Genomic DNA, 22,339 nt, shown 5'->3' on the forward strand with positions numbered 1-22,339 from the left:
GGAATCGGATTTTGACTACCATTCTCCCGTGTTTGGCATGGAAAGCCAAGGCTCTTCAGGGGGAAGGGAGTGTCCTTTTTGTAAGAGTTCGATCGAAATCAAATCCGGAGATCGAATGAAAGCCATTCTTCCATCCCTTGGTGGGCGATTGATGGTGATTCCTCTTGCGGAAATTTTCGCGCAGGTCTCATAGATATTATCCACCTCGAAGGCGAGATGGCCGAAATTTCTACCGCTGGTGTAAGGTTCTTTCTGTCCCCAATTGTATGTCAGCTCGATCTCCGGTGCGTCCGGTTCTCCCGTTGATAAGAAGACGAGTGTGTATTTTCCTTCCGGATGTTCTTTCTTACGCGAGACGACGAGTCCGAGGGTCATACAAAAAAAATCGAGAGCCTTTTCTAAGTCTTGAACTCGAATCATTGTGTGAAGATATTTCATGTTTTCTCCAGTTGCCAGAATCGAATGAAGGATAGATTATACAATTCGTAAAAAATGGAAATTTCTTTCCAAGCGTCGTCCGCTTTCTCGCGTGGATGCGGCCAATTTGAGTCAGGCTAGGGGTTCTTATGAATTTTTCCTTTGGAGAGTTTGCCCGGACATTCCCGAAATGGAGAAATTTCCGACCTTTTGTTAAAAAAAATCTGCATCCTTTTTGAGCGCTGAAAGTAGGAACTCCTTCGTTTTTCGAGGAAAAGGTCGCTCGTATTGTAAATGGCCTGAAATTCTTCGGTGAAATTCGCTGAGAGGATCCAATCCAATCGGGAAAAAGAAGAGAGAATGATCAAAATTCTTTCTGAATTCCGATTCTTTGAAGAGGAAGAGCGACATAAAGTTCTTCTTCAATTAACCTCTCTTTGCTTTGTCTTAAGAATATTTGCTTCCTGTGGCGGAGATTGTCCTATTTATTCAACTCCATTGCTCCAAAATAAAGCAGATTTTGCAAAAAATAAATGCTTATTAAATGAGCAAAGTCGCTGAGTTGGGCAATTCTCCAGATTTCTTTCAGAAAAGATCTTCTATCTTTGATTTTGGATATAAATCCTGCAAGAGGCACCGCAATTCGAGAAAGAATTGTTTAGAATATAGGAAGAGGTGCGTTCAAAGAGGACAACCGCGCTTCTTATAAGCATTCGTTCGACTTCTGTGTTCCTTGCAAACAAGTTTATAATAAAAATTGCAAATACTACGCTTACCCGTAGTTGCTTGTGTTCTTTTGAATCACGGTAGGATTCCTGTGCTTAAATAAAATGGAATATTCTAAAAATTGAATATTTTATACGATCGGATTCACTTTTTTATTCAAAAAAGGCTTAGGATTATTTTTTTGATTTATTTCTCCAAAAGGGTTTGTCTAATTGGTTCAGAAGATTCGTTCTTCGAAAAAATAAAAACTCATTTGAGGTTTCAATCATGACAACAAACAAACTGATTTCTGTAGTTTCCCTTCTCGGCCTTTTGGCAACCAGTTCCGCTTTTGCGGTATCCGATGAAGTTGAAGATCAACTTCTGGAAAAAGCGATCGTAGAAAGCGCAGTTACAAAAGAACAAAAAACTGCGGTAGGAAATTATTTGAAAGCCGTTGCTCAACAAAAAGCGACCAGAGCGGAAGAACTTCGTGAACTTGCAAGAAGATCTACCGGTGGAAAATTTCTCGCAAGCAACGCTCAGTCTCAAAAATATTTAAAACAAGCGCAAGCATTGGAAAGAGAAGCTCAAAGATATCAATCCGTTCTTGGAAGTCTTTAATCTTTAAATCGGCCTGCTTTTTTTAGGCTGAATGGAAAAGGCGTCTTATAAGGGCGCCTTTTTTATTGTACGGCTGGTTTTGAATTTTTAATTTTGTGTATTGAACTGACGAAAAGGAGTTTCGACGCAACGATTTCGTTTTCCCGACACCATGAATTCTTTTAATTCGTTTTTGGCTTAGTTGCATTGGAATCCTTGTTCGGATTTGCAAAACAACTTAAAGAAAGTCCTTCCACCAGATAGCAGATCGCTTCCGGAGAAATACACTTATGTCCATCGTCGTACGTTTGGCCGTTGATGATCAGTTCTATTTTTTGACAGACCATTTTCTCTTTTATAATCGTGTTGGTTTCTTGCGCCAAAATGCCGGCAAACGGCAAAGAAAAGAATAAGAGTAGAATAGATTTCGTAAGGAGGGTGTTGCGCGGATTCGGTTTCATAGCATTCTTCTTTTGTTAGATTACTTTAGAATATTCGTTCTTATTTGTTTTCACTGTCAATCAAAGGTTTGAGACCATTTTGACCCTTTTTTTTGTTCCGAAGCTGAAAAGCGCTAAAAGCAAGTATCGGGAAGAGAAAAACTGCGATCCAGATTCCGTTGATTGGATTCTTCCAAGAATTATCCAGATCCGTCCAAGAGGGAAGATAAGGAAGAATGGATTCCGGAAAAAATCCAGGTCTTTTTTCTGGGTCCGGTTGCATGACGTGATAGAGAGATGCGACGTGATCGAACCAGTATTTTCCGATCCAGACTTGATAGGAAACCGCGAGAATCAAAATTCCCTGTGCAATTGATTTTGAAAGATTTTTGAGGAGAATCCATCCTCCCAAAAAAGGGATAAACCAGAGCGTCGCAGATCCCCACTGGAATCGCCCTGGCAGAGCAAGGCATCCGTAAGAACAAGGATGTCCTGCGTTCAGGGACCATTGAATTCCTAAAGTAAGAAATAGGAGAATTCCGAATTTTCTACGATCGGAATTTTGGAATAGATAAAACCAACCGAGAGAACCAGGAATCCAGATCAAAGGATTTTGAAAAAAAAGGCCTTGGTTGCGATCCATAAAGAGTCCGAATCCGACCGTTACCCAGTGTTCGATTCTGGAATCCAGTCTTGGAGGTGCGTTTTTCGCCGCGAAAAAAGATCCTTTGATTGAGTCATACCAGAGATCATTCCAATAAAAAAGGCCGAGGATGAAAAACACGGAGATCCCTAAGGATAGGGCTCTCCATTTGAAATTCCATTCTTTTTTGAATACGAACCAAAGGAAGAGGGGAATCATCGCAGGCAAATTTTTCACATGAAGCCAAGCAAGGAATCCAAAACTAAATCCACATGCAAAAAGTAGAATGTTCTGAAATTCTTTTTTATCCGGATTCGTTTCTAAGTAAAGAAGAGCGGTAAAAATAAATAAGAATAAAATACCCGAGGGTAAATCCGGAAAAATTTGTCCGGCGACCATCGGAAAAGGAAGCGAGATAGAATAGAGAAGACTTAGCAAAGCGGATTCACCTCGATCCAAATGAAACATTCTTCCGATTCCAAAGAATGCAAACGGGAGGAGTCCCGTAAGGAGAGCGAGAAAAATTCTTGACCCACTCACGCCGGACAAGGCATAGCCGGTTAAAACAAGCCAAGACGTTCCGATGGGATGAACGCTGTATAACTTTCCATTCTTCGGAATCGTATGATTTTCTACGTCGGTTGGGCCAAGAATTTGTTTTGTGATCGCGTCTTCTTCGTAATTGTTTTTGAGATCCACGTCCGAATCCCGAAGAATGCTTTCGGAGATAATCAGATAATGAGGTTCGTCTCCCGTGATCGGAAGTTTTTTCTTTTTTTCCCAACTCATGAGGGTCCCTATGTAGTAGAAGCAGGGAAGGAAAAGGAGGAACATCCAGAGATACTTTCGCATTCCTTTGAGAGTTTTTGAAAAATCGGATTTGTCAATCAGGATGTTTTGAGTCGATCTTTCTCGATTCGGGAGATTTTATTCGTTTTGCGCGCGAAGATTTTTTTGACTCGGTCAAAAGTTCGGGTGAAACTCTTAATTTTTTTTGTGATTCGGTTTTTTTGGGAAAATCTCGAGTCGGTGGAGAACTTCTAAGAACCGTTAAGGTGTAATGGAAAGTATATTTTTAAACTCTGATGAAAGAATAGAATCCCGGCTTGCCGAAAGAAAGGAAAAAGTCGTTACACTTTTGATTCCTGAGAATTACTTTGATCGCCTTTCTTCTGAGGAGCAGAAGAAGCTTTCGAAAAAACTACCGTATCTTTTGAGACGGTATGCCAAACTATTGTCTTCTCGAAGTCGGCTGAATTCTAAAGCGGATTCTATTCTTTATCAGAATCCGGGAAAAATGAAAAAAATGAACTTTAGAACGAATACCGGTTATTGGTCGTTGTTGGGCGCCTTGGCCCAAGCACACGGTGTTTCTCGATGTTTTCTTTTTAATTTTCTATTGTCACTGGAAGAAGCTGAGGTTGGAGATTCTATCGAAGATATTTTAAATGCAGGAGTTCCTACCTTTCATGACGTTTACAGATATATCTGGCAACTAGATCTAATCCAAAACACCATTACTAGATCTTTAGATTTCTTTCCAAATCCAATAAGCCCCTTTTTTGACATGAGTTTTCCCTGGGCGCGTTCCTTAATTCTCCCGAAGTAGAGAACGAAAAAACAAATAAAAAATTTTAACTTATCTTAGGAAGGGACTTTCCAGTTTCCGAGAAAAGTCATGTACAGATTCTTCGAATTCGCAAAAAGAATTGGAAAGAATTTTTCATCTTCACTTTTTTCTCTCTCCTTTTGATTTCTTTCTGTAAAAATGAAATCGATTCGCTTTCGAATTTGCAGTGAAGCCGGCCGACCGACCACGAGCGTATGAGAATTTTCACATTTCCTGTTTACAAGAAAAGCCAGCGTTTTTACTCTTGAGGACATTCTATGAATCCAAGTACGGTTCGTCTTAATTTTAAATTGAATCTCATCCGTCATCTCCGCGATGGAAAACGGATGACCCTGGAAGAACTATCCAGCATAACCGGAGTTACCAATCAAAAGGATCTCAAGGAACAGCTGGGGGAATTATTTTTTCTTGGTGCGACTCCTCACGTCGCCGATCTGATCCAGGTTGATTACGATTCCGAAACCGATACGTTCGGATTGATTCTTCCTTTTCGTTTCGATTCTAGTTTAAGACTTAGTATTCGAGAATGGCTCGCTCTTCGAAAGATCTTAGAAGAAACTTCCGAATCGAATCTCGATTCAAATACGAACTCCATCGCCAAAAAGATTCTCCAAAAAATCATATCGATTCTCCCGATCACGGGACAGGACGCTCTTGCTTCCTATAAGAATACGATTCAAGAAGCGATTCAAAACGGGAAAACATTGATCTTAGAATATCAATCTAGAAGCGATGAAAAGCCTTTTCAAAGAAAAGTTGATCCTTGGTTTCTCTTTCATTCCCTTGAAGATTATCTCCTGGGATATTGCCACACAAGAAAAGCGCCTCGCAACTTCCGATTGGATCATATTCTTTCCTTAATAATCGGCGGAGACCCAATTTCCCAACCCGCCGGACAAACAAAGTCAAAGTATATTCAAGAGTTCGAAGAATTTCGTAAGAATCAGGAAAATTCCTCCGGAATCGCAGAGATCTGGCACACAAAGGAAGTCTTTTACAATCTCAATCGCAAGTTGGGTCTTGAAAGGAGCGGAGAAACTAAGGTTCTCGGCAATGTCGTTTATCATTTATCCAAGGCAAACATCCGGGAAGAGTCCTGGTTTTTAGAGACGATTCTCCCTTTCGGAAAAAATGTAATTCTCAAAAGTCCTTCCTCTCTTGTAAAAAGAGCGATCGGCGAAATTGAATTTATGCTACGTTAGGAAGAATCGAATTGCTTTCTCCCGCTAAGATCAATCTCGGTTTAGAAATTCCTTACAAGCGTCCGGATGGATTCCACGAGATTCGAAGCGTCTTTTTAAGAATTTCTTGGGGAGACGATATCGAAATCGAACCCGCAGACAACGGAGTTTTCGAACTCATTTCAAGAAACGAAATTATATTAGAAAAACGTAAACTTTATGATCAGGTTTCCGAACTCGGAGATTATAAAAAGAATATTCTCTACAAGACCTTTCAAAAGGCACGATCTCTTTTTCCCGAACTCCCCGGAGTGAAAATTCATATCACAAAAAGAATTTCTCCCGCAGGTGGCTTGGGCGGCGGAAGTACGAACGCCGCTTCTCTTCTTTCGTTTCTCTTTTCTTGGCGTTCTTTTTTTACAACGGATGAAATGAAAAATCTCGCCGCCGAAATCGGATCCGATGTTCCTTTCTTTTTAGGAGAAGGAAACGCCTACGTTACGGGAAGAGGTGAGAATTCTCAAGAAATCGAAGTCCATTCTGGACAAGGAATCCTCGCGTTGACTCCGCAAGTCATGAATACGGCGGAAATGTACTCCTTACTGAAAAAACCTTTACAAGAGGGGCCCTCTCAGAAAAATGGGAATACGCTGTCGGAAAATCTGGTTTCTGTCTTAAAAAACGGGGATTGGAGCGCTCTGCAGGGTAGGCTCTTGAATGATTTTGAGCCGGTTGCCTTCCAACTTCATCCGGAATTGGGAGTTCTTAAGGACAGATTCCTGGAGTTTGGATCCAGTTATTGTTCTCTAACCGGTTCAGGTTCGAGTTTGTACGGGCTGGTCCAGGGCCTTGAGATCCAGGAAGAACTGTTGCACAGGCTGAGACAGGAATTCCCAAATCTCACATTCGTACGATTCAATTTTTAGAAACTGGGCTGTCGCCAAGTGGTAAGGCAGCGGTTTTTGGTATCGCCATTTCCTAGGTTCGAATCCTAGCAGCCCAGCCAAATTGTATTTACTGACATTGATTAACGATGAAACCTACTCAGGATAAGGTCGCTGTGGTATTAGCCGCAGGGAAGGGCACCCGTATGAAAACGGATCAGCCTAAGGTAGCGGTGGAGCTGAATGGCAAGCCGCTACTTCTCCACGTACTCGATCACCTGAGAGCCTCCGGCGTAGAAAGAATCGTCGTCGTTGTAGGCTACAAAAAAGAATTAGTTCAAAACCTTTGCGTCGGAATTCCGGGCATTACTTTTGCGGAACAAACCGAACAACTCGGAACCGCTCATGCGCTTCTCTGCGCAGAATCTCAACTGAATAACTTTCAGGGTTCTGTGATCGTTGCCTGCGGCGACGTTCCCATGATCACCGCGGAGACTTTCTCCAATATCGTAAAAGAACATAAGGAAAACGAATTCTCCGCAACGATTCTTTCTGCGGTTGTGGAGAAACCTACCGGTTACGGAAGAATCATCCGTAATTCTTCCGGGGACGTTACGGCGATTGTGGAAGAAAAGGATTCTTCTTCTGAAGAAAAACTCATCAAAGAAATCAATACGGGGACTTACGTTTTTGACGGAGAAGGTCTTTTTGATTCTCTCAGACAAATCGGAAACTCCAACGCTCAGGGAGAATACTATCTCCCCGACCTAGTGAAATTATATAGAAATTCAGGAAAGAAACTCGGTGCGATGAAATTAAAGAATCATCTTGAAAGTCATGGAGTGAATTCTCCCGAAGACCTGCAGATGCTTTCCGCTATGATCAAAGGGGAGGCCGTCCATCCATGAATGGAGATATCGCCGTATTTGCGGGAAGTTCCAATAAAGAAATTGCCGAAGAAATCTGCGCGCATCTAAAGATTCAACCGGGTAAGATCAATCTTAAGAAATTCTCCGATGGAGAAATTTCGGTTAAGATCGAAGACAACGTTCGAGGAAGAGAAGTTTTCGTCGTTCAGTCCACTTCTGCGCCGGCTAACGATCATTTGATGGAATTGATTCTTATCATGGACGCTCTTCGCCGAGCATCCGTTTCGAGCATCAGCGTTGTGATTCCTTATTACGGTTACGGTCGCCAGGATCGGAAAGTAGAACCGAGAGTTCCGATCTCAGCGAGGGTCGTCGCTGATCTTTTGGAAGTCGTCGGACCGAACCGGATTCTTACCATGGATCTTCACGCGGATCAGATTCAGGGCTTTTTTAGGGTTCCAGTGGACAATCTTCACTTTGCTCCCGTTTTAGCGGAATACATCAACACAAAGAAGATCGAAGACTTGGTCATCGTGTCTCCGGATTCTGGCGGGGCGGAACGTGCTCGCGCTTTCGGTAAAAAAGTCAACGGTTCGCTTGCTATCATCGATAAAAGAAGACCGAAGGCGAACGAATCCGAAGTCATGAACGTAATCGGCGAGATCGAAGGGAAAAATTGTATTCTTCTCGATGATATGATCGATACCGCTGGAACGATCTGCAAGGCCGCGGAAGCGCTTCTCAAACACGGAGCGAAGTCGGTTTATTGCGCGGCGACTCACGGAGTTCTTTCCGGCGAAGCCGTGAATCGAATCAACGCAACAAACTTCACTGAAGTCGTCCTTGCGAACACGATCGCGATTCCGGAATCCAAAAAGATCAACAAATTGAAATCATTGTCCGTAGCTCCTTTGCTCGCTAACGCGATTCAAAGGATTCACACAAATCAATCAGTCAGCACTTTATTCGATTAAGGTTAGGTAATAAGAATGAGCCAGAACACTATTCACAAAATCGCAGTTAAAAAAAGAACGGAAACCGGTAAGAACGAAAACAATCGTCTTCGTGCGTCAGGACTTGTTCCCATCAATATTATCGGAGCCGGTACCGCTACTTCGGGTGCAGTGAACGAGAAAGAACTTGAAAAAATGGTTCACTCCGGAATCCGTCAGTCCACTCTGATCGAGTTGGATGTGGAAGGGCAAGGAACTCACAAAGTATTCGTAAAAGAAATCCAAAGATTTCCCGAAGTGGATAGAATCCGTCACGTTGACTTTTACAAAGTTGTTCCCGGTCAAAAGATCGTAACGAAAATCGGTATCGAAACTACCGGTGTTGCGAAAGGTTCTAAGACAGGTGGACAGTTCGAACACATCATTCACGAACTTCGTGTAAAAACGATTCCGGAAGATTTATTAGAAAATCTTACGATCGATGTGACCGATCTCGACGTAGGCGACGCGATCAAAATCAGCCAACTCAAAGTTCCCGCAAGCTGGGAAATTTTGATCAACGGAGATCCGATCGTCACTTCCGTAAATAAAACCAAAGCTCTTCTCGCCGCGGAAAGAGCCGAAGCTCAAGGCGCGAAAGACGACGCTAAAGGCAAGAAAGGCAAAAAATAATACGGAACTGATTCGGGTCTAACCTGAAAGATACAGATAGGTATTCATGAAGCTGATCGTCGGACTCGGGAATCCAGGAGACAGATACAACAATAACCGCTCAAACATCGGTTTCAAGATTTTAGATGTTATCGCAAATAACATCAATGTTGAGATCAAGACCAAGAAGAAGAAATCTCTGATTGGTCGCGGTGATTTTGAGGGGGAAGAAGTTGTACTCTTAAAGCCGCAAACTTTCAGCGACCTTTCAGGAGAATCCGTTCTCTATATCGCTTCGTTTTTAAAGATACAAGTGGGAGAAATTCTTGTCATTCAAGAAGACTGGAGTCTCCCTCTTGGAAGAATCGTCGTAGATAAGGGAACTCAAGAAACCGATCATCCTGGAGTCAAATCCATCATTCAATCGCTTCGTTCTCCGAATTTTATTCGAATTCGGATCGGAATTTGGAACGATGGATTTGATCTCAAAGTGAGAGATTCTTTCTTAAAGGAAGATTTCGAACCGATGGAAAACCTAAGCCTGATTCAGATCATCAACGACGCGGAAGCCGCAATTCGTTCGATTTCTCTCGGAGATATCGACGACGTGATCGAAAAATATCATCTTTGAAGTAAAAAAATCTGCGGGAATTTCATTCGAACCGTTTTCCTTTTGGCGGTTTCGTTCAATTCTTCCTTGCCTTTTTGAAGAAACGTGAAATTCTAACAGAAGGAACCTCTTGCCTGTTTAATGTATCTCACAGGCGTCTAAGTTACAGGAGAACTCCATGAACAAGAACGTAAAAAATGTATTCTTTGTCCTAATCATTATGATGGTCGTTTTGATCATCGCTTATAATTATGAGAACAACGCGGGCGCGACTAAGGATATCTCCTATTCCGACTTTTTGAATATGTTGGAACCGGTAGAGGGGAAAAAACCTCTCGGTAAACTCTATAAGGGAACCGTTGACAAATACAACAAGATCCAGATCGAAAAAGACGTAATCGAAGGATTTTACATTCCGGCGGAATATTCGGAATCTAAAACCGCGAAACCGGTTAAGTTTAGAACGACCGTCGCTCCGCTGGATAAGGATTTGATCGCTTCATTAAGAAGAGCGAATGTTTCTTTCGACGCGCGTTCCGCCGAAGAAGGAAAATTCTGGAGCGTAATCGGAAGCAATATTCTTCTGATCGTTATACTGATCGGTCTTTTCTGGTTCATCATGATGAGACAGATTCAATCCACCGGAAACAAAGCGTTCTCTTTTGGAAAATCCAAAGCAAAGATGACCGTCGATCCGAAAGTAAAAATCACTTTTGAAGACGTCGCAGGTTGTGAAGAGGCAAAAGAAGAATTAGTAGAAATCATAGAATTCTTAAAAGATCCGAAAAAGTTTCACGCGATCGGCGCAAGAATCCCCACCGGTGTGTTGTTAGTCGGTCCTCCGGGAACCGGTAAGACATTGCTCGCAAGAGCGGTTGCAGGCGAAGCCGGAGTTCCATTCTTCTCCATCTCCGGTTCCGACTTCGTAGAAATGTTCGTGGGTGTGGGAGCTTCTCGAGTAAGAGACTTGTTTGATCAAGGTAAGAAGAATTCTCCTTGTATCATTTTCATCGATGAGATCGACGCGGTCGGTCGTTTGAGAGGCGCGGGTCTTGGCGGCGGCCATGATGAAAGAGAACAAACTCTCAACCAAATGCTCGTAGAAATGGACGGCTTTGAAAAGAACGAAGGTGTGATCGTGATGGCGGCAACAAACCGCGCAGACGTTCTCGATCCTGCGCTTCTTCGTCCGGGTCGTTTTGACCGCCAGGTGATGGTGGATCTTCCGGACATCAGAGGAAGAGAAGAAATTCTAAAAGTACATTCCCGCAAAGTTCCGATGACCAGCGACATTTCCCTTCACTCGATTGCGAGAGGAACCCCTGGTTTTACGGGAGCGGATCTCGCAAACCTGATCAACGAAGGTGCGTTACTCGCGGCTCGTAAGAATAAAAAAAGAGTCACTCAGGACGAACTCGAAGAAGCGCGCGACAAGGTTCTCATGGGACCGGAAAGAAAATCGTTCTTCATGTCCGAAAAAGAAAAAGAAGTCATCGCTTATCACGAAGCAGGTCACGCGATTTTGGGAACACTTCTTCCTTATACGGAACCGGTTCACAAGGTTACGATCATTCCAAGAGGACGCGCATTGGGGCTCACTCAGTCGTTACCGAAAGAGGACAGACACATTCTTCCAAAAACATATTGGCTCGATCAGATCGTAGTCGCTATGGGCGGGTTTATCGCAGAAGAATTTAAGTTCGGAGTCACTTCCACAGGCTCGAGCAATGATATCCAACAAGCGTCGAACATCGCACGGAAGATGGTTTGCGAATGGGGGATGTCCGAAAAACTCGGAACCGTAAACTATGCGGGCGACCAAGCCAATGTATTCGTGGGAAGAGACATGGGTCATAGCAATAAATATTACTCGGAAGAGTTTGCCGCGATGATCGACAAAGAAGTTCGTGAAATCGTTCAGACTTGTCTGAACAAAGGACGCGATCTGGTTCGTAAGAACGCTTCCAAGTTCGAAGGACTTGCGAAGGCCCTTCTTGCGAAAGAAACCATTTCCCATGACGAGCTGATGCTCATCGTTCATCCTGCGAGCGAAGACGGCGCAAAAAAAAAGCCGGAAAAAACGGTTAAATCGAAGAAACAAAACGGAATCAAAACAAACCCCGCGTACAACGCCGGAATGGAATGAATCACTGGTTATTTAAAACAGAACCCGACGTTTTTTCAATCGATGACCTGTACAATTCTCCTTCCCATATCGCTCCTTGGGAAGGGGTAAGAAATTATCAGGCGCGCAATTTCTTGCGTGACAGTATTAAAAAAGGGGATCTCATTCTCTTTTACCATAGCCGGGCTAACCCCCTTTCCATCGTTGGAATTGCCGAAGTTGCAAAACAAGGATATCCGGATCATTTCGCATTTGATCCTTCTCACAAATACTTCGATCCGAAAAGTAAGACTGAGAACCCGACATGGTACATGGTAGATGTAAAATTTAAAAAAAGATTCCCTGAACCTGTCACGATGGAAGAAATGAAAAAGCACAAACAACTTAAGAACATGGTGCTTCTACAGAAAGGTTCTCGCCTTTCTATTCAGCCAGTTTCTCCCGCGGAGTTTCAGTTCATTCTGGGACTTGCGGGTGTGAAACTTTGAAGCTGAAAGTTCAAACCCTTCTTCTTCTGTTTTTCTGCGAAACTGCCCTGCTATTCGCCGATTCGGTATCGATCACCGATAAATATTCTTCTCCGCTCCAATCCGCGTTCTCCCTTTCGGAAAAAATGAATGGGGAATTTTTAGGGAAAACTCTTCAAGTATTAGAAGATTCTAATGGAACGATTCGTATCGAGGATTTTTCCAATCCGAACTTTCATCCGGAATGGAAGAATTTTGAAAAGGAAAGCCTTTCTAAAGGATATACTCAATCTACGTTTTGGATCCGTTCCAAGATTCATTTTGAAAAGATCGGTCACGGTTTTCAACCTTGGTTTTTAGAATTAGCCAATCCCGCTTCCGAAGAATTTATACTCTATAAAAAACTTTCACAGTTTCCGATTCGTTATCAAGAAATCAAGCGAGATCAGAGTATAGAATATTTTCATCCGGTCTATCGTCTGGTCACTCAATACGGAAACACGGAAGAATATTTGATCAAAGTCTCCACGAGAAGATCCTTGATTCTCAATTTTAAGGCTTGGACCGCGAACGAGTTTATCACAAACGTTCAAGTGCAGAATCTTCTTTTCGGATTATTTTTCGGCGCCTTGCTCGTGATGCTCGTCTACAACGGCTTTGTTCTTTCAACTGTGAAAGAAGCGGGTTATCTTTTTTACGTTCTTTATCTTTTGTTTTTCGGTCTCTGGCAACTTTCCGTGACCGGAGTGGGAAACCGATATCTCTACACGTCAGCTCTCAAAACGTGGAACGACCTTTTGGTTCCCTTCGCGTATCTTGCAATCGTATTTTCGATTCAATTCACGAGATCGTTTCTTCATACCGGTAGGACGATGAAGATTATCGATTATCTTCTCGTTGTATTCATGATTCCTGGGATTGTGGGGATTCTTCTTTCCTTCTTTCCTATATTCTATTTTTGGAATATGCGGGCATTGACTTTGTTTCCGATTTTCACTTCTATTGTGGTGATTTACGCCGGAATCGATCGTTATCGACAAGGTTATAGACCTGCCCGTTTTTTTCTTCTCGCCTGGTCGGTTCTCGTGGTTTTTATTTTGATTACTGTCCTCAGAAACCTTTCCTTGCTACCTAGTAATCTTTTCACTAACTGGGGTTCTCTGATCGGTTCCCTTTTGGAAATGACTCTTCTTTCGTTCGCTTTGGCCGACCGTTTCAAATCTTTGCAGGCCGAGAGTTTACAAACGAGCATCGACGCTTATGAGAATCAGATCAAACTCTCGGAGATAGAACAAGAACTGAAGATCGCGAGAGAACTTCAAGAATCGATTCTCCCGGATAAACTTCCGAAGGTGGAAGGAATCGAACTTTCGGTAAGAATGGAATGTGCAAGTTCTGTCGGAGGGGACTTTTACGATTTTCACGATTACGGTGACGGAAGGCTTGGAGTTTTTATCAGCGACGTTTCCGGTCACGGGATTCCCGCCGCGATCATCGCCTCTATGGTAAAACTCGCATTTTCGATCGAAGTCAGAAAGGCCGCGGAACCGGCTGAAGTTTTGAAAAATATCAACCGCGCTTTGATGGGTAAGTACGGTAAACATTTTATTACCGCGGCGTATTTAATCATCGATATACATAAGGGAATTGTAACTTACTCGAACGCGGGTCATCCTCCGATCGCGATCCTCAATCACGGGAAGGGAGAATTCAGAGAAATTTTTCTTCCCGGTTGGATCATGGGAATCGACGGGAATTTGAAAAACGGCCAACTCATCATTCCGATAAAAAAAGAAGATCGTATTGTCTTGTTCACCGATGGGGTTACGGAAGCGCGGAACCAATACGGACAGATGTTCGGTTATCAAAAATTTTATGATTTCTTAAAAACAAACGCGGGTTTGCAGGGAAAAATTTTGAATCAATTGGTTTTTGATACGGTAAAGTCCTGGTCCGGACGCGGCGATCAATTCGAAGACGATATTACTCTGATGATTTTGGATTTGAACGGGAAGTTTGAAAAAGAAGAAAACGTTGTTGCTCCGATTTATCAGGAGATTTCACGAGCGGGTTCTTAAGATCTCCATAAAATCTCGAGAACGGAATCCGGATCAGAATCCGTTCCGAAGATTTTCTTTCTAAAGACGAATCGATTACTTCTTGAGTTCTTTCAGATAGTTGATCAGTTCCGGAGAAACTTGAATCGGTCTTTTCCGATACGTCTTTTTATACTCTTTTTTGAATTCTTTGTGACACGTTTTGCAGGATTGTTCGTAGTCTTTTGTCTTCAGTGCTTCTTGAGAAATCTCCGTCCACTTTGCTTTTTGTTCGTCCAGCGCGAAGTTCGGAAGTTCGGTTAAAATCTTTTCTATATATTCCGGTTTTCCTTTTTTAGCGGCTTTTACGGCAAGTTTCGGATAGTCTTCCATAAAATCGTGCACCGTGGTTTCGATTTTGCGTTCTGGTTGCGCATTCAATGAAATTGTAATCAGCGCAACGAACGCTAAACCGGAAAGGGAAAGAAGGGAGATTGTTTTTTTCATTCAGAAATCCTCAAGTTGTGTCCAATGTCACGGGCTTTTCGTACAAGACGCCGTTTAGATGTTGGACAACTTTTTGAAATTCAGGTTCCACGTTTTTGAAAATTCTGTCAATCTTAGAAGGGAAGTCGGCTCACATCGATCAATCCTAATTCGACAAGGAGAAGAGTCGAAAAAGTCGCTTACCAGTAATTCGTTTTCTTGAAGTTAAACCTTTACCCGCCGATCGGCTTTTTTGCCGGATCAGCAAAATACGTTTTATACAAACTTAAATCCGGAATGATAACCGGTTCATCTGGAAATCTATAGAGAAAGCCAACTTCTTGTTAGCGTCTGCTTGTGTCAGGCGCTTCGTATCAACGAACTAGGAACTAAAAAAGCAGATTGACTTGTGGAAGTTAAAAGAACTACAACCTTGTACGAAGTTGAGAATCACCGGATGAGCGTTTCATCGTATTTTCCGGCATTGGTTCGAACCAAAAAAAACTCAGGAGCCGCCTATGTTCACCTCATTCTTTTGGAGTAAGAAAAAATGAAAGATTAAGGAGTATATCAATGAAATTCATTCCCATTCAATCCGATTCGAGAGAGCTACTGGAACTCGAAAAAAACGCCGTTGTCCAGGACGTCGTTTCAAGTGTATTAAAAATGTATAATGCGACCGGCCAGTCGCCCTCGGAACCTTGGATTGCGTATTTGTATGTCCAAGGTGGGGAAGCGCTCGGTACTTGTGCGTTCAAATCTCCTCCCCAAAACGGTCAAGTGGAGATCGCATACTTTGTCTTTCCGGAATACGAGGGAAAAGGGTTCGGAACTTTTTTTGCGTCCTTTTTGGTTGCTCAGGCACGTTTAGCGTCGCCCGAGGTGATCGTTACGGCGCAAACGTTGCCGGAGAATAACGCCTCAACCCGTATCCTGGAACGTCTGAATTTCGAAAGAACCGGTGAGCTGATTCACCCCGAAGACGGCAAGGTCTGGCAGTGGTTACGGAGGTGATTCACTTCCGAGATTGACTTCGGTTTTTCGCTTCGATCTCGACGCACTGTCCCCGCGGCAGAGATCGAAGCGGTGTCAATAAATTGTTTATCGAAAAAAGATCCTCTGAAAGAAGGATTCAATTTATTGACAGGAGCTGAGAGCTCGGTCCTGCACTTACGTTCGATTCTGCTTCCTAGAAAGAACTTCAGGAGCCGCCCGAAAATTGGTTCGTAAAAGGCTCTTAGTCTAAGATTCGATTCCATTCCCGATCGTAATATCTTACGAGGGCTTGATTGTCCAATCGATTGATTTCGACGGGGACCTTGGACATATCCGAGGGAAAGGTCTGAATCGATTTGAGTTCTTCGGCGTTCAAAAATCGAAGATGGTCCGGAAATTTTTCCCGAAACCGTATCGGTTTTTGTCCCGCGAGAACGAAACCCCATTCTCCGAAAGAAGGAACGTACACGTGTAACGGAAGAGTTTGAAAACCCAAGGACGAAATCGTTTTTTCGATACACCAATACGAAGAGCGTGCGAACAAAGGAGAGGTCGATTGTATTTCCAATACGGACGTTTCGTTCATTCTTCTCTTGAGCACGTGAAAGAATGCGGTCGTGTAGAGTTTTCCAAGGGAGAAGTTGCTCGGATCGGGAAAGTCGATGATGACGACGTCGAAGGTATCGCCGGATTCTTCCAACCAAACAAACGCATCCGTATTGATCACCGTTACTTTAGGATTTTTTAAACTTCCTTCGTTGAGTTCTTTCAAGACGGTGTGATCCGTAAATAGTCCCGTTACCGCCGGATCGAGATCGACTAACGTAATTTTTTGGACTCCCTCGTGTTTTAAAATTTCCCTCACCGCCAATCCGTCTCCTCCTCCTAAGACCAAAACGTTTTTTGGAGAAGGGTGGGCCAAGATCGCGGGATGCACCAAGGTTTCATGATAGCGATATTCGTCTCTGGAAGAAAATTGAAGATGTCCGTTTAAAAAAAGTCGGATTTCGTTTTTCCATCTCGTGACGATGATTCTCTGAAATTGGGATTGTTTGGATAGAATGATCTCGTCCGTGTAAAGTGTTTCTTCGCTGTAATACGTGATCAAATCCGAAAACGAAAATCCGAGAACCAATAGAGTGAGAACGATCACCGATTGTGCGCGGAGCAATATCATCCTTGAATATTTGAGCGGTAAAGCCCAGGTTCCCCAGAGCGCAACTCCCGCGTTCAAAATCCCGAACAAGAAACTGGTTCGGATCAATCCGAGTTTCGGCGCGAAGAAGATCGGAAATAGGATCGATGCGAGTAACGCACCAACGTAATCTAAACTGAGAACCCTTGACACCAGTTCTTTAAACTGAAGTTCTTTTTTTAGAATTCTGAGTAGAACGGGAATTTCCAGACCGACAAGGATTCCCACTAGGATGACGAGTAAAAACAAAGGAACTTGAAAGAATCGAATCTGTCCGAAACTCAAATAAAGAATCGCCGCGCTAAATCCTCCCACGAGGCCGATCGCGAGTTCAATTTCCAAAAACTTAGGAATCAAATCCTTTTCTACGTATTTGGAAAGCCAAGAACCGACTCCCATCGAAAAGAGATAGGTTCCGATAATCAATGAAAACTGCGTTACGGTTTCTCCGAGAAGATAGGACGCGATGGTTCCGGCTAACAGTTCGTAGACGAGGCCGCAGGAGGAGATGATAAGGACGGAAATATAAAGCGCGGTTTGCAAACGGTCTTACTTTCCTCCGGAGTATCGCATAAAGTTCGTATAATGCGCTCTATAAACTCCCGGGTTTTCCCTTACTGTTTTGGGAACGTTCTCGATCTCATCCACGTTGCTCGATCCGCCCCCGAACATATTTGTATAAGTAAGATAACCGGTGAGGCCTAACGCATAAAGCGGATACAAAAGAGGTTTTATATATTTCATCGTGTTCGTCCTTGATCGTTACTAAATTGCGGATCGTTCGGAAATTCCTTTCTCATTCTTTCCTTCTTTCTCAATCGTCGCTCGAAGAATAAGAATCGTCGTCATCGGAATCGTCAGAGCTGTTATCCGGCGCAAAATCGCTATTCTCGTTTCTCGATGCTTCGAATGAAAAACTTCGGAACAAAGAATAGGGGACCGGTAGCCAAATTCCTAAAAGGAAAAGAAGATAGTAATACGACTGATCCACATCCCTTCGAATGCTGAAGTGGGCGACCGTTCCGCTTCCCCTTGGAAAATCCGATTCGGATTCTATTCTGAGATAATATTCTCCGGGAGGAACTTCTCCGATGATAACGTCGGCGGACGTATCTCCTTCCGTCCAACGTTCTCCGTCGTCTACTCCTTCGTAGTAGCTGACTTCTAAACCCGTATCGTAAGCGACGTCGGTCTGCGTGTTGATCAGAGCCAAGTAGTAGTAGATATAGTGATTGGAAAGATTGGGAACGTTCACTTTGATCTGGACGTTTTGTCTCGCGTTTCCTTCAAACTGAAAACTTTCCGTAACGAAAGAAGAATCGGTTGTTCCCCCCGCAATCGGATCCCGAACATACTGATAGTCCTTCGAAAAAATTTCCTTATCCTGGGAACTCAGACAGAATCCGATTTGAACGACGAGCATGATCGCCGAGAGCCAAGCCGCGATTCGAACATTCCGTTTTCTTAATTTAGTAAAAGGGTTCGGTTGTGCGGCGCCGATTCCTGCCGGTTCGGGAAGTTCCACTTCACCTTGAATCGATTTTTTGAGTTCGTCTACGGGAACGTATTCTCCGATCGACCAGAAAAGTTCGTTCTGGGTTTTTTCGGAAGAAAGCATTTTCGGAGGAGCGATAAAGTCGGCAAGTTCCGCCGTGTCTCCGGCATGAATTTTATAGTAGAATTCTCCGAAGGCGAAGTCCGTGCCTGCGTTCGAAGAATTGAAAAGTTTATATTCTTCCTTTTGAAATGATTTTTTCGGAGGATACGTTCCGATAACCGTTCTCGGAATAAATGGAACCGGTTCGAAGACGGTCCAGTGACCGCTTGTTTCGTTTAACCAGTAGTAGCCGCCCGTAAAATGAAGAAGATACTCCGTCCAAGGAAAGATTTGTCCGTCTGCGTGGACCGATTTTTTTACAACGCCGAGGACCTCACATTCTTTGCCTTTGAGAGTGAGCTTTGTTCCGGGAAGAAGGTAAATTCTATCCTTGATGACTTCCTGAAACTTGGAAAGAATTTTGAGCTCGTCCTTGCTCGTATCCATGACCGTTCCGCAGTATTCGCAGGCGATCGATTTGGAAAAATCCGGACTTCTTTGGCTCAGGGATGCGCCACAACCGAGGCACTGGATCGCCTTGGCTTCTTCCACTTTTTGAAAACCTTGAAACGCCTTCGGATCACGAAGATTGATGAATTCGATCTGATCGAAGCTGTAAACTTTACCCCGGAAATAAAGGGGAGGTGTATGAGAATAATCTAATGTAGCAAACCAGCCTTGATCGTTGGCGAGATCCAGAAGAACGGAAGTTGTCCCGGATTCGAAACCGACGGGAAGTTCTCCTTCACCGCCGACGCAGGTCGCGACACCGATTTCACGGATCATCCAAAGGTCATTGTCGAGTTTGAGAGTATCGCCGGCTCTGAGAAGTTGTTTGGAAGTTTTCGAAGTGATGAAGTAAACATCCGGAGGAGTCTCCAGATTTTGAATCGGATCGTGTTCTGGAAAAATTTCTGCTTTTGCAGTGGGACGAAGCTCCGTAACCATAAACTGACCTTGCGCTTCTGCGAGCCACATCGACTTGCCGTCTTGAGAGATCGCGTGCCATTCGTTCCAGGTTCCGAGACTATACCGTTGCTGAATCCTTCCAACGACTTGAAATTGGATTCCGTCCTTCGTTTTACCGGAAGTTCCAACTTGAATCGGGGAAAGATCCGGAACGAGTTCCCCGACCTTGCCAAGACTCTCCAGGGATTGGTTCTTTTGAACGGTTAGAGTCTTACAATTCGGACAGACTCCATAAATCGAAGCCTTGTTTTGAAAGGGGACGGGCGCGCCGCAGTTGGGACAACTCAGTTCTAACACAAGGATAGGTTGTATCTAGACAAGAAATCCCTGTCACCTGAATTTCTAAAATGAGAAACGGAAAAAAATCAATTCGGGCGCGTGTGCGAAGTCGATCGGAGGAAAGGAATTTTTTTTCCAAAAGCGCCCACCGGGCTCTCCGCTCTTATCAACAAATTGAAACTTCGGGTAAAGAAACGTCGAACGGAAACAATCAATTTGTTGATACCGCATCGATCCCTCGCGCGGAGAAAGATCAACGTTTTGCTTTTCTACGATCCCTAAGATAGGCTGAGTCGACTTCTCCGAGAGGTTTTTCCAATTCCTCTAAGGCAGGATTCTGCCAGTAGATATCGTAGAGATTTTCACCTGAATAAGCGTGAAAATGATTGTCAAAGTGAATTCTCGCAAACTCGTCCTTTCTGGAAAACATGGCTCTGTTGATCTCGTTGAGAATTCCGAAGAAGTCTTCGCTTTCCGGATCGGGGGGAAAGTCGGAAAGGTATTCCATTGAAAGAAGAATCACATACTTCCTGGATTGTTTTAAGAGTTTTAGGGATTCGTAAAGTAGTTCCAATTTGATCGGTTGAAGATAGGGTCTGGTATTATCTGCGATCAGTTTTTTTTGTTCCGCCGCGGCGAGTTCCCGATAACCGAGTTCCAGATGTTTTTTAGGTCTTGCTTCCGTACCACGAACGGCTTGATACCCGAGGGAAGTCAGTTCGCCTCGAACCGTCTTTTTGCTGGCTTCGATGACGTTGGAATAAAGAATTACAAGTAGATCTTGGGTTCGTTTGAGTTCGACGTATGATCGTTCCAAATCGAATTGAAAGTAAAGTTGGCTGGTTTCGACGTGGTGTTGGATGATCCTTTTGTAGAGAGCTTTGTCAGCTTCGGAACCGATGTTCGAAATCGAACTGTTCATCGCTTTGATGAGAAATTCGTTCACCTTGAGTCCTTTTTCAACCCGGACTAAATGGGTCGCGCCGTTACTCGCGAGGTCCGCGGAAATAGAAGAGGGAATCCAAAGTAATAAAACGAATCCGATTCCCAAAAAGAACTTCATACAACTAGTTTCGGAAAATCAAGATCTGAAATTCAATGCGGAGCCGGATAATAGATGGTTTCACTTTGAAAGACTTATGTCGACTGCCGAATTTACAAACTGACTCGATTCTTCAGAAATTTCTTCTCTGAGATTATTCCTTCTTTTGGAATCGATTCTAAATTTCACTTCAGGTTATCTTCCAATTTGAATTGAAGCTCAAAAAAGTAAGAAAAATATCCTAAGGAAAGAAAAATAAAATCGGACTCTTCTTCGGTTTTTTCGGAATGGGTTTGTCTTCTGGAAACGGAATCTAAATACATTCAAAATACTTAATTTTATATTGAAGAGGATTCGGTTTTGGTGCGAATGAAATTTTTGACTTGGATCGCCGTTAACATTCTATTCTTATCCTTTTGCTCGACCACGCAGAAGGTTTATCTTTTGTCTTATGGAAACTTGGAAGGAAAGAAAATTCCAGAGGACGTTCGAAGTGTTGCGGGAGAAATCAAAGAAGGTAAGGATTGCGGATTCTACTATAGCCTAGCGAAAGCATTTGAGAATACGATCCTAAATACAAAGTACGATACGATTCTGGATGCGGAAGTGACGCATACGACGGGACCGTTTGCGCCGATGCACTGCGTTGTCATCAAAGGGTTTGCGATTCATAGCGCGGGATTTTCGCAGGAGGGCGCGAGATGAAACGAACTATTCGATTCTTTTTGTTTCAGCTTTGTTTATTGGTTCTCGGTTGTTCGCAAACTCCGAAAAAGATAAGCTACGTTATTTTAGAAAAGCCGATTCGTCCGATTGAATTTTCTGAAGCGAAATCAAAACGGCTTCAACTCGAGAAATATAGGATCGGATTCGGCGGACTTTTTCCGGTTGAATTGAATTCTTATTTGAAAGAAGCGGAATCGAAAACTTCCAATTCTATCTTGAAAAATGTAGATATTGAAATGAAATTCCCCGTTTGTGTTTTGCCTCTGATACCGTTTGTCTGTTTTGTACGCTACGAATTGGTTGTAGAAGGAGAAACGCTCAGGCGATAAGAAGTTTTTCGGAATTAGATTCTTAGCAAAAGCGGGGGTGCGGTTTGTTGATTCTAAAAAGAAGAATCAACAGATTCTCCGCATTCGAATGGAGCCCATTTCGAATCAATACGATCTTGTTTTATTCGTTTTGCTTGTCCTGTCTTTTGGTGTGGGAATGTTCGCGATTCTTTATTCAAAGAACGAAAGTGTCAATCGTGGAATTCTTCTATCGACTTCGACTTTCGGTCATAAAGGGTTGCGGATTCCTTTCGAGCTTTTGGAATCTTTCGTAGAATATTTTCCATATTTTGCATATCTTTTTCCGATCGAAAAATTTGAAAAGGACGATACGTTTCATTTTACGATGAATTTTGAAAACATTTATTGGATCAACGAGTATGATCAAGAAGTGCTTTCAAGATTGATCGATCTCGTAAAAAAATCGAACGGATTCTTTTTAAAAATTCCGTGTCCAGAAAAGAAAAAACGTAGAACGAAAAAAACCAAAAGAAGGTAAATAAACG

Annotated in this window: 24 protein-coding genes and 1 tRNA gene; 17 read left to right on the forward strand and 8 right to left on the reverse strand. The window is 43.1% G+C overall.

Annotated features, from left to right (window positions below):
- Nucleotides 1-15: 15 nt before the first annotated feature.
- Nucleotides 16-438, reverse strand: coding sequence for a VOC family protein (locus DLM75_RS05115; protein ID WP_118967391.1), 423 nt, complete (start codon nt 436-438; stop codon nt 16-18).
- Between the two features lie 339 nt (nt 439-777).
- Between DLM75_RS05115 and DLM75_RS24095 the strand changes: the two genes are divergently transcribed.
- Both DLM75_RS24095 and DLM75_RS05125 read left to right on the forward strand, forming a co-directional pair.
- A complete protein-coding gene (locus DLM75_RS24095) occupies nt 778-978 on the forward strand; it encodes a hypothetical protein (RefSeq protein ID WP_147456606.1) in 201 nt (66 codons plus the stop codon).
- Between the two features lie 432 nt (nt 979-1,410).
- On the forward strand, nt 1,411-1,746 hold the full coding sequence (locus DLM75_RS05125) for an LIC10421/LIC12816 family protein (RefSeq protein ID WP_118967393.1): 336 nt from the start codon (nt 1,411-1,413) through the stop codon (nt 1,744-1,746).
- 161 nt (nt 1,747-1,907) lie between these two features.
- Here DLM75_RS05125 and DLM75_RS05130 read toward each other — a convergent pair whose 3' ends face one another.
- Nucleotides 1,908-2,186: a hypothetical protein gene (locus tag DLM75_RS05130; protein ID WP_118967394.1), complete on the reverse strand. Its 279-nt coding sequence runs from the start codon at nt 2,184-2,186 to the stop codon at nt 1,908-1,910.
- A gap of 40 nt (nt 2,187-2,226) precedes the next feature.
- Nucleotides 2,227-3,660, reverse strand: coding sequence for a hypothetical protein (locus DLM75_RS05135; protein ID WP_118967395.1), 1,434 nt, complete (start codon nt 3,658-3,660; stop codon nt 2,227-2,229).
- Between the two features lie 208 nt (nt 3,661-3,868).
- On the opposite strand from DLM75_RS05135, the gene DLM75_RS05145 reads away from it, so the two are divergent.
- The 11 genes from DLM75_RS05145 to DLM75_RS05200 all read left to right on the forward strand — a co-directional run bounded on the left by DLM75_RS05145 (nt 3,869) and on the right by DLM75_RS05200 (nt 14,256).
- On the forward strand, nt 3,869-4,417 hold the full coding sequence (locus DLM75_RS05145; protein ID WP_118967397.1) for a DUF1564 domain-containing protein: 549 nt from the start codon (nt 3,869-3,871) through the stop codon (nt 4,415-4,417).
- Between the two features lie 278 nt (nt 4,418-4,695).
- Nucleotides 4,696-5,640: a helix-turn-helix transcriptional regulator gene (locus DLM75_RS05155; RefSeq protein ID WP_118967399.1), complete on the forward strand. Its 945-nt coding sequence runs from the start codon at nt 4,696-4,698 to the stop codon at nt 5,638-5,640.
- An 11-nt stretch (nt 5,641-5,651) separates the two neighbouring features.
- A complete protein-coding gene (locus tag DLM75_RS05160; RefSeq protein ID WP_118967400.1) occupies nt 5,652-6,545 on the forward strand; it encodes a 4-(cytidine 5'-diphospho)-2-C-methyl-D-erythritol kinase in 894 nt (297 codons plus the stop codon).
- Nucleotides 6,546-6,549: 4 nt separating this feature from the next.
- Nucleotides 6,550-6,625: transfer RNA gene (locus tag DLM75_RS05165), tRNA-Gln, on the forward strand.
- Nucleotides 6,626-6,652: 27 nt separating this feature from the next.
- A complete protein-coding gene (locus tag DLM75_RS05170) occupies nt 6,653-7,411 on the forward strand; it encodes a sugar phosphate nucleotidyltransferase (protein WP_118967401.1) in 759 nt (252 codons plus the stop codon).
- Entirely contained in the window at nt 7,408-8,346 is a 939-nt protein-coding gene (locus DLM75_RS05175) for a ribose-phosphate diphosphokinase (RefSeq protein WP_118967402.1), read from the forward strand. The genes DLM75_RS05170 and DLM75_RS05175 overlap by 4 nt, the downstream gene beginning before the upstream one ends.
- 15 nt (nt 8,347-8,361) lie before the next feature.
- Nucleotides 8,362-8,997: a 50S ribosomal protein L25/general stress protein Ctc gene (locus DLM75_RS05180; protein ID WP_118967403.1), complete on the forward strand. Its 636-nt coding sequence runs from the start codon at nt 8,362-8,364 to the stop codon at nt 8,995-8,997.
- Between the two features lie 46 nt (nt 8,998-9,043).
- Entirely contained in the window at nt 9,044-9,607 is a 564-nt protein-coding gene (gene pth, locus DLM75_RS05185) for an aminoacyl-tRNA hydrolase (protein ID WP_100786752.1), read from the forward strand.
- A gap of 157 nt (nt 9,608-9,764) precedes the next feature.
- Nucleotides 9,765-11,732 carry an ATP-dependent zinc metalloprotease FtsH gene (gene ftsH / locus DLM75_RS05190; protein ID WP_118967404.1) on the forward strand — a complete coding sequence of 656 codons (1,968 nt, stop codon included), beginning with the start codon at nt 9,765-9,767 and terminating at the stop codon, nt 11,730-11,732.
- On the forward strand, nt 11,729-12,199 hold the full coding sequence (locus tag DLM75_RS05195; protein ID WP_118967405.1) for an EVE domain-containing protein: 471 nt from the start codon (nt 11,729-11,731) through the stop codon (nt 12,197-12,199). The genes ftsH and DLM75_RS05195 overlap by 4 nt, the downstream gene beginning before the upstream one ends.
- The gene (locus DLM75_RS05200; RefSeq protein ID WP_118967406.1) at nt 12,196-14,256 is read left to right on the forward strand and encodes a 7TM diverse intracellular signaling domain-containing protein; all 2,061 of its coding nucleotides are present in this window, start codon (nt 12,196-12,198) and stop codon (nt 14,254-14,256) included. The genes DLM75_RS05195 and DLM75_RS05200 overlap by 4 nt, the downstream gene beginning before the upstream one ends.
- Nucleotides 14,257-14,331: 75 nt before the next feature.
- Here DLM75_RS05200 and DLM75_RS05205 read toward each other — a convergent pair whose 3' ends face one another.
- Nucleotides 14,332-14,721 carry a hypothetical protein gene (locus DLM75_RS05205; protein WP_118967407.1) on the reverse strand — a complete coding sequence of 130 codons (390 nt, stop codon included), beginning with the start codon at nt 14,719-14,721 and terminating at the stop codon, nt 14,332-14,334.
- A gap of 552 nt (nt 14,722-15,273) precedes the next feature.
- Here DLM75_RS05205 and DLM75_RS05210 point away from each other — a divergent pair.
- Nucleotides 15,274-15,714 carry a GNAT family N-acetyltransferase gene (locus tag DLM75_RS05210; RefSeq protein ID WP_118967408.1) on the forward strand — a complete coding sequence of 147 codons (441 nt, stop codon included), beginning with the start codon at nt 15,274-15,276 and terminating at the stop codon, nt 15,712-15,714.
- 223 nt (nt 15,715-15,937) lie between these two features.
- On the opposite strand, the gene DLM75_RS05215 is transcribed toward DLM75_RS05210, so the two are convergent.
- The 4 genes from DLM75_RS05215 to DLM75_RS05235 all read right to left on the reverse strand — a co-directional run bounded on the left by DLM75_RS05215 (nt 15,938) and on the right by DLM75_RS05235 (nt 20,799).
- Nucleotides 15,938-17,434: a polyamine aminopropyltransferase gene (locus tag DLM75_RS05215; protein ID WP_118967409.1), complete on the reverse strand. Its 1,497-nt coding sequence runs from the start codon at nt 17,432-17,434 to the stop codon at nt 15,938-15,940.
- Nucleotides 17,435-17,440: 6 nt separating this feature from the next.
- Nucleotides 17,441-17,635: a DUF4806 domain-containing protein gene (locus DLM75_RS05220; RefSeq protein WP_118967410.1), complete on the reverse strand. Its 195-nt coding sequence runs from the start codon at nt 17,633-17,635 to the stop codon at nt 17,441-17,443.
- 70 nt (nt 17,636-17,705) lie between these two features.
- Nucleotides 17,706-19,754: a DUF4178 domain-containing protein gene (locus tag DLM75_RS05225; protein WP_118967411.1), complete on the reverse strand. Its 2,049-nt coding sequence runs from the start codon at nt 19,752-19,754 to the stop codon at nt 17,706-17,708.
- 235 nt (nt 19,755-19,989) lie between these two features.
- Nucleotides 19,990-20,799, reverse strand: a complete 810-nt coding sequence (locus tag DLM75_RS05235; protein WP_118967413.1) for an adhesin OmpL37 family surface protein — start codon at nt 20,797-20,799, stop codon at nt 19,990-19,992.
- Nucleotides 20,800-21,147: 348 nt separating this feature from the next.
- Between DLM75_RS05235 and DLM75_RS05240 the strand changes: the two genes are divergently transcribed.
- From DLM75_RS05240 to DLM75_RS05250, 3 genes are all read left to right on the forward strand, one after another.
- Complete coding sequence (locus DLM75_RS05240; protein ID WP_118967414.1) at nt 21,148-21,483, forward strand: hypothetical protein; 336 nt, start codon at nt 21,148-21,150, stop codon at nt 21,481-21,483.
- Nucleotides 21,480-21,833 (forward strand): LIC10260 family lipoprotein, encoded by a 354-nt coding sequence (locus DLM75_RS05245; protein WP_118967415.1) that lies wholly within the window; start codon nt 21,480-21,482, stop codon nt 21,831-21,833. The genes DLM75_RS05240 and DLM75_RS05245 overlap by 4 nt, the downstream gene beginning before the upstream one ends.
- 88 nt (nt 21,834-21,921) lie before the next feature.
- Nucleotides 21,922-22,332: a hypothetical protein gene (locus DLM75_RS05250; protein WP_147456607.1), complete on the forward strand. Its 411-nt coding sequence runs from the start codon at nt 21,922-21,924 to the stop codon at nt 22,330-22,332.
- Nucleotides 22,333-22,339 lie beyond the last annotated feature (7 nt).

Origin of the sequence: Leptospira stimsonii (assembly GCF_003545885.1) — a bacterium.
Lineage (GTDB): Bacteria > Spirochaetota > Leptospiria > Leptospirales > Leptospiraceae > Leptospira > Leptospira stimsonii.

Bases quoted from the DNA above. Each gene is read 5' to 3' on its own strand.
- DLM75_RS05115 (WP_118967391.1), bottom strand. From the start codon at position 438: ATGAAATATCTTCACACAATGATTCGAGTTCAAGACTTAGAAAAGGCT.
- DLM75_RS24095 (WP_147456606.1), top strand. From the start codon at position 778: ATGATCAAAATTCTTTCTGAATTCCGATTCTTTGAAGAGGAAGAGCGA.
- DLM75_RS05125 (WP_118967393.1), top strand. From the start codon at position 1,411: ATGACAACAAACAAACTGATTTCTGTAGTTTCCCTTCTCGGCCTTTTG.
- DLM75_RS05130 (WP_118967394.1), bottom strand. From the start codon at position 2,186: ATGAAACCGAATCCGCGCAACACCCTCCTTACGAAATCTATTCTACTC.
- DLM75_RS05135 (WP_118967395.1), bottom strand. From the start codon at position 3,660: ATGCGAAAGTATCTCTGGATGTTCCTCCTTTTCCTTCCCTGCTTCTAC.
- DLM75_RS05145 (WP_118967397.1), top strand. From the start codon at position 3,869: ATGGAAAGTATATTTTTAAACTCTGATGAAAGAATAGAATCCCGGCTT.
- DLM75_RS05155 (WP_118967399.1), top strand. From the start codon at position 4,696: ATGAATCCAAGTACGGTTCGTCTTAATTTTAAATTGAATCTCATCCGT.
- DLM75_RS05170 (WP_118967401.1), top strand. From the start codon at position 6,653: ATGAAACCTACTCAGGATAAGGTCGCTGTGGTATTAGCCGCAGGGAAG.
- DLM75_RS05175 (WP_118967402.1), top strand. From the start codon at position 7,408: ATGAATGGAGATATCGCCGTATTTGCGGGAAGTTCCAATAAAGAAATT.
- DLM75_RS05180 (WP_118967403.1), top strand. From the start codon at position 8,362: ATGAGCCAGAACACTATTCACAAAATCGCAGTTAAAAAAAGAACGGAA.
- pth (WP_100786752.1), top strand. From the start codon at position 9,044: ATGAAGCTGATCGTCGGACTCGGGAATCCAGGAGACAGATACAACAAT.
- ftsH (WP_118967404.1), top strand. From the start codon at position 9,765: ATGAACAAGAACGTAAAAAATGTATTCTTTGTCCTAATCATTATGATG.
- DLM75_RS05195 (WP_118967405.1), top strand. From the start codon at position 11,729: ATGAATCACTGGTTATTTAAAACAGAACCCGACGTTTTTTCAATCGAT.
- DLM75_RS05205 (WP_118967407.1), bottom strand. From the start codon at position 14,721: ATGAAAAAAACAATCTCCCTTCTTTCCCTTTCCGGTTTAGCGTTCGTT.
- DLM75_RS05210 (WP_118967408.1), top strand. From the start codon at position 15,274: ATGAAATTCATTCCCATTCAATCCGATTCGAGAGAGCTACTGGAACTC.
- DLM75_RS05220 (WP_118967410.1), bottom strand. From the start codon at position 17,635: ATGAAATATATAAAACCTCTTTTGTATCCGCTTTATGCGTTAGGCCTC.
- DLM75_RS05235 (WP_118967413.1), bottom strand. From the start codon at position 20,799: ATGAAGTTCTTTTTGGGAATCGGATTCGTTTTATTACTTTGGATTCCC.
- DLM75_RS05240 (WP_118967414.1), top strand. From the start codon at position 21,148: ATGAAATTTTTGACTTGGATCGCCGTTAACATTCTATTCTTATCCTTT.
- DLM75_RS05245 (WP_118967415.1), top strand. From the start codon at position 21,480: ATGAAACGAACTATTCGATTCTTTTTGTTTCAGCTTTGTTTATTGGTT.
- DLM75_RS05250 (WP_147456607.1), top strand. From the start codon at position 21,922: ATGGAGCCCATTTCGAATCAATACGATCTTGTTTTATTCGTTTTGCTT.